This is a genomic window from Sphingobium sp. ba1, assembly GCF_000743655.1.
GTDB lineage: Bacteria > Pseudomonadota > Alphaproteobacteria > Sphingomonadales > Sphingomonadaceae > Sphingobium.
On record NZ_JPPQ01000069.1, the window covers coordinates 3,150,907 to 3,155,178 of the forward strand.

Annotated in this window: 6 protein-coding genes; 3 read left to right on the plus strand and 3 right to left on the minus strand. The window is 61.3% G+C overall.

Annotated elements, in window-relative coordinates:
- Positions 1–28: 28 nt before the first annotated feature.
- The 3 genes from IL54_RS18525 (at position 29) to IL54_RS18535 (ending at position 2,392) form a co-directional block, all read left to right on the plus strand.
- The gene (locus tag IL54_RS18525; RefSeq protein ID WP_037479277.1) at positions 29–325 is read left to right on the plus strand and encodes an RNA-binding S4 domain-containing protein; all 297 of its coding nucleotides are present in this window, start codon (positions 29–31) and stop codon (positions 323–325) included.
- Positions 326–1,284: 959 nt separating this feature from the next.
- Positions 1,285–1,623: a ferredoxin FdxA gene (gene fdxA / locus IL54_RS18530; RefSeq protein WP_037477607.1), complete on the plus strand. Its 339-nt coding sequence runs from the start codon at positions 1,285–1,287 to the stop codon at positions 1,621–1,623.
- A 241-nt stretch (positions 1,624–1,864) separates the two neighbouring features.
- Entirely contained in the window at positions 1,865–2,392 is a 528-nt protein-coding gene (locus tag IL54_RS18535) for a CarD family transcriptional regulator (protein ID WP_037477608.1), read from the plus strand.
- Positions 2,393–2,479: 87 nt separating this feature from the next.
- Here the strand turns inward: IL54_RS18535 and uraH are convergent, their stop codons facing one another.
- The 3 genes from uraH to IL54_RS18550 form a co-directional block, all read right to left on the minus strand.
- Positions 2,480–2,884, minus strand: a complete 405-nt coding sequence (gene uraH / locus IL54_RS18540; protein ID WP_052027747.1) for a hydroxyisourate hydrolase — start codon at positions 2,882–2,884, stop codon at positions 2,480–2,482.
- Between the two features lie 77 nt (positions 2,885–2,961).
- Positions 2,962–3,465, minus strand: a complete 504-nt coding sequence (locus IL54_RS18545; RefSeq protein ID WP_037477612.1) for an asparaginase domain-containing protein — start codon at positions 3,463–3,465, stop codon at positions 2,962–2,964.
- 61 nt (positions 3,466–3,526) lie between these two features.
- On the minus strand, positions 3,527–4,272 hold a 746-nt coding region (locus IL54_RS18550; protein WP_037479280.1), incomplete at its 5' end, for a pyrroline-5-carboxylate reductase family protein.

Sequence of the window (4,272 nt, forward strand, 5' to 3'; positions counted from 1 at the left end):
GCTGGCCTTGCCGAGCTGCTTGGTCGCAATGGCTGATCCGGGCGCAGCCCCCGGCCATGCGCCGACGCTGCGCATCGACAAATATCTCTGGTTCGTCCGGCTCTGCTCCAGCCGGTCAAGCGCCCAGAAACTGGCGGAGGACGGCCATATCCGCCTCAACGGCCGCCGCATCGACCGCGCCCACGCCCCCGTGCGCGCGCACGATCTCATCACCTTCCCCCACGGCACCACCGTCCGCGTCGTCCGCATCACCCACCTCCCCACCAGACGCGGCCCCGCAACCGAAGCGCGCGGCTGTTATGAGGAACTGACGGTCGGCGGGTGAAGGGCGGGGGCCATCCGCAATCGACCACTTGCGGACAGAAGCCTACGATGAGACAGTGTCGTTCATGAAAGATCGCCCTCGATATTGGACCCTTCAAACGCGAAAGCCACTGCATCCGGCAATTCCCACGCGGGCAAGGGAATTGCTCATGTTTTTTTGCGGCAGCCCTTTTCCTTGTCGCCGCCCCTGTGTATATTTTATTAGCCTATTTTCGTCACTTACTGACTGCTGACGAAGCAGTACAAATGGCCATCCCGCTTTGGTTTGGAGGCGGAGTGTTCGTTGTGGCCGGGTTGTTTTGTAGATGGTGGCGATTGAAGAAGCTGGAGATGTATATTCGGTTCAAACGAGATTTAGTTGCGGGCCTTTCCAAATCGGACTGACGGCAATCCACCCTTCGCCGTCATGCCGGGCTTGACCCGGCATCCATTGGCTCAACAGTTCGGCGTCACTGAGAGGGCGAGGCTAATAGACCCCGGATCGAGTCCGGGGTGACGCCGTTTGAGGGGCATCCCCCTCTAACCATGCCAGCCGTCCGCCATGGTGCCCCTCTCTCGACGCACCCCCCTTCTCCCCGCCGAGGCGGAGTTGGATGAGGGGGCTCGGCATTGATGCGGCGCGATGGTGTAAGGCTCAGGACACCCTCACTCCGCCTGTACCAGGAACCTGCCACCGCTCTGTCCTACATCCCAATCCCATGTTACCCTCCCCCCGGCACCGCTCTTTCCCATCGTCCACCCCGCTCCCACGACGCACGCCTGCAACGGTGTGAACTTCGCCGGATTCGCATCATCACGCGCCTATCCCGCCGTCCGCCCAATCCACCCCTGCGACGGTGTGAACTTTCGAGTCGGGCCGCAGGAAACCGGGCCTAAACCCCCGGCAACATTATCCTCATTGACCTTGGCCGTGCCTGCGCATAGCAGGACCGCGCTTTTCCAACCAAGAGTGACCAGACAATGACCTATGTCGTGACCGACAACTGCATCCGCTGCAAATATATGGATTGCGTCGAGGTCTGCCCCGTGGATTGTTTCTACGAGGGTGAGAATATGCTGGTCATCAATCCGAGCGAATGTATCGACTGCGGCGTGTGCGAGCCTGAATGCCCGGCCGAAGCGATCCTGCCCGATACCGAAAATGGCCTGGAAAAATGGCTGGAGCTGAATACCAAATATTCGGCCGAATGGCCCAACATCACGGTCAAGGGCGATGCCCCGGCCGACGCAGACGCCATGAAGGGCGTCGAGAACAAGCTGGAACAGTTCTTCTCGCCGGAACCCGGCACGGGTAGCTGACGGGCGCGCTGTCGCCGCCTTCGCCGTCCCATTTTGCGCCACACGCCCGCCCTTTATGTCCGGGGGTGGTAATTTTGTTACGAATCTGCTAAAAGCCGTCACAACGGACGGGCATATGCGCTCGCCCCTGGAGTATTAGCTTCATGTCTTGACGGTGGTGTCGCGGTCTTCCCTGCATGTGACCCCTATCGCATGTGCCCTGCGTCGGCCCCGTTCCCCGGTTGAATTGGAAAGGTTGCAAATGGCTGCCAAAGCGCTGTCCTTTGACGTTGGTGATTATGTCGTTTATCCCAAGCATGGCGTAGGCCGTGTAATCGAACTGCAGAAAGAGCAGATTGCAGGCATGGATCTGGAGCTGTACGTGCTCCGTTTCGAAAAAGAGCGCATGACGCTCCGCGTACCGACTAACAAGGCCGAAGGCGTCGGTATGCGCAAGCTGTCGTCCAACAAGACGCTCGAAGAATCGATGGAAACATTGAAGGGCAAGCCAAAGGTCAAGCGCACCATGTGGTCGCGCCGCGCGCAGGAATATGAAGCGAAGATCAATTCGGGCGACCTGGTGTCGATCGCCGAAGTGACCCGCGACCTGTTCCGCGCCGACGACCAGCCCGAACAAAGCTATTCCGAGCGTCAGATCTTCGAAGCGGCGTCCAGCCGCCTCGCCCGCGAACTGGCTGCGATGGAAGAAACCGACGAGCCTACCGCGCTCAAAAAGATCCTCGCGATCCTCAACGAAGCCGCACCCAAATATGCCAAGGTCGAAGGCTGATCGGCTTGGCTTAGGCCGCTAGCGGCTGGCCTAACGGAAAAGGGGCGTTCCGATATCATCGGGGCGCCCCTTCCTCGTCCGGGCCGGTCAATTGCCGCGATAGCTGCTATAGCCATAGGGGCTGACGACAACCGGCACATGATAATGGGCCTTCGCCTCGTCGGCGCGGAACGTGACGCTGATTTCCGGGAAAAATGGCTTCGCCGCCGACCCTGTATAGGCGGTCATGTCGAAACTGATGCGATAGATGCCGGGCGGCGTATCGATCCCTTCGCCAAAGCTGCGGATGCGTCCATTGCCATCGGTGCGCGCGGTGGCGACGCGGGTCCAGTTGCCGGCCGCATCCTTGCGCTCCAGCGTCGCAGGAATGTCGGCCCCACCAACGCCCTGCGCCAGATCGAGAACATGGGTGGAAATATCCGACGCCTGCGCGCCCAAAGGCGTCGCCAGAAAAGAGAGGGCTAAGGTAGCGGCAATCCTGTGACGCATCATGCTGGTCCTGATCCTGTGTATGTCGCTGATTTAAACGGCTCGACCACGCGGTAAACCAACCCGAAAGGCCATGGCTGTCAGGTTGGTATCGACACGAAGGCCCCCTTGGCGCGATCCTTGACGACCTTGTCGGCGCGGAACACGGAACCGCTCATGGTGATGTAAACGCCGGGTTCCGCCACCTGCGCAGTGGCGAAGGCCATGCCGAGGTTGAAGCTCGCATCGCTCTCCCCAAAGCGCGCGGGCGCAAGCGCGCCGACGAGGACGATCGTCTTGCCCTCGATGCCCGCCAGCGCCTTGGCCGTGTCGGTCATCGTATCGGTGCCATGGGTGATGACGATATGCTTTTCCGCCGCGGCCGCAATCCGCGCATAGATGAGCGCGCGATCGCGATCGTCCAGTTCAAGGCTGTCCTTGCGGGTCACTTCCTCGATCCGAAACGGCCGCTTGACCCGTGCCACGTCCAGCAGCTTGGCCATCACCGTTTCGCCCACCTGATAGTCGGACAGCGCATCGAAATAGACTTTGTCGATCGTTCCGCCGGTGGTCAGCAGCAATATGGGGGTGTCGGGCGACAGCATGGGAAAGCTCCAAACAGGGAAGACATGCACCTAGCGCAAATCCGCCCGTGCCGGAACTGGCCTATTCCCCCCGCGCCATCGCTTCGCCGCGATCCCGCGCCGCCGTCAATGTGTCGACCAGCAGCGTGCGCAGACGATCATCGACGTCGAGGACGTTCATGCCTTCGCGCGTCATGCCGCCGGGGCTGGCAACCCGATCGGCCAGTTGGGCCGGACTATCGCTGGCGCGGGCCGCCATATTGGCCGAACCTTGGACTGTCGCCAGCGCCATCCGAGCGGCCTGATCAGCGGGAATGCCGAGCGCTTCGCCTGCCTTGGCCAACGCGTCGATGAAGCGGAATACAAAGGCAGGACCACATCCCGACAGCGCCGTGACCTGGTTGAACAACGCTTCGTCCGTCACCCATTCGGCAAGGCCCAAGGGACGGATAAGAGTATCGACGGCATCCCTTGCCGAGGGTGCAGTACGGCGATCCGTGAAAAGCGCGGTCACGCCCTCGCCCAGCCCCACGGGCAGATTGGGCATGGCGCGCACAATGTCCCGAACCTGCGGGAAATACGCGCGCATATCCGCCAAAAGCGTGCCCGCCAAGATCGACACGATCCTCGTGTCAGCCGCGCATAGGGGCGCAAGTGATTCCGCCACATCGCCGATCTGATAGGGTTTCATGCCGAGCAGCACCGTGGTTCCAGCGGGCAATGCGGCGGGATAATCCGTCATCACCACCACGCCATCCGCCACCGCCTTACCGCTCGGACGCAGGACGGTAACGCGCGCAGGATCAAGGCCGCAAGCAAGCCAGCGCG

What these genes read in the sequence shown, in the direction of transcription:
- fdxA (WP_037477607.1), top strand. Translation starts at nt 1,285, where the DNA reads ATGACCTATGTCGTGACCGACAACTGCATCCGCTGCAAATATATGGAT.
- uraH (WP_052027747.1), bottom strand. Translation starts at nt 2,884, where the DNA reads ATGATGCGTCACAGGATTGCCGCTACCTTAGCCCTCTCTTTTCTGGCG.
- IL54_RS18545 (WP_037477612.1), bottom strand. Translation starts at nt 3,465, where the DNA reads ATGCTGTCGCCCGACACCCCCATATTGCTGCTGACCACCGGCGGAACG.
- IL54_RS18525 (WP_037479277.1), top strand. Translation starts at nt 29, where the DNA reads ATGGCTGATCCGGGCGCAGCCCCCGGCCATGCGCCGACGCTGCGCATC.
- IL54_RS18535 (WP_037477608.1), top strand. Translation starts at nt 1,865, where the DNA reads ATGGCTGCCAAAGCGCTGTCCTTTGACGTTGGTGATTATGTCGTTTAT.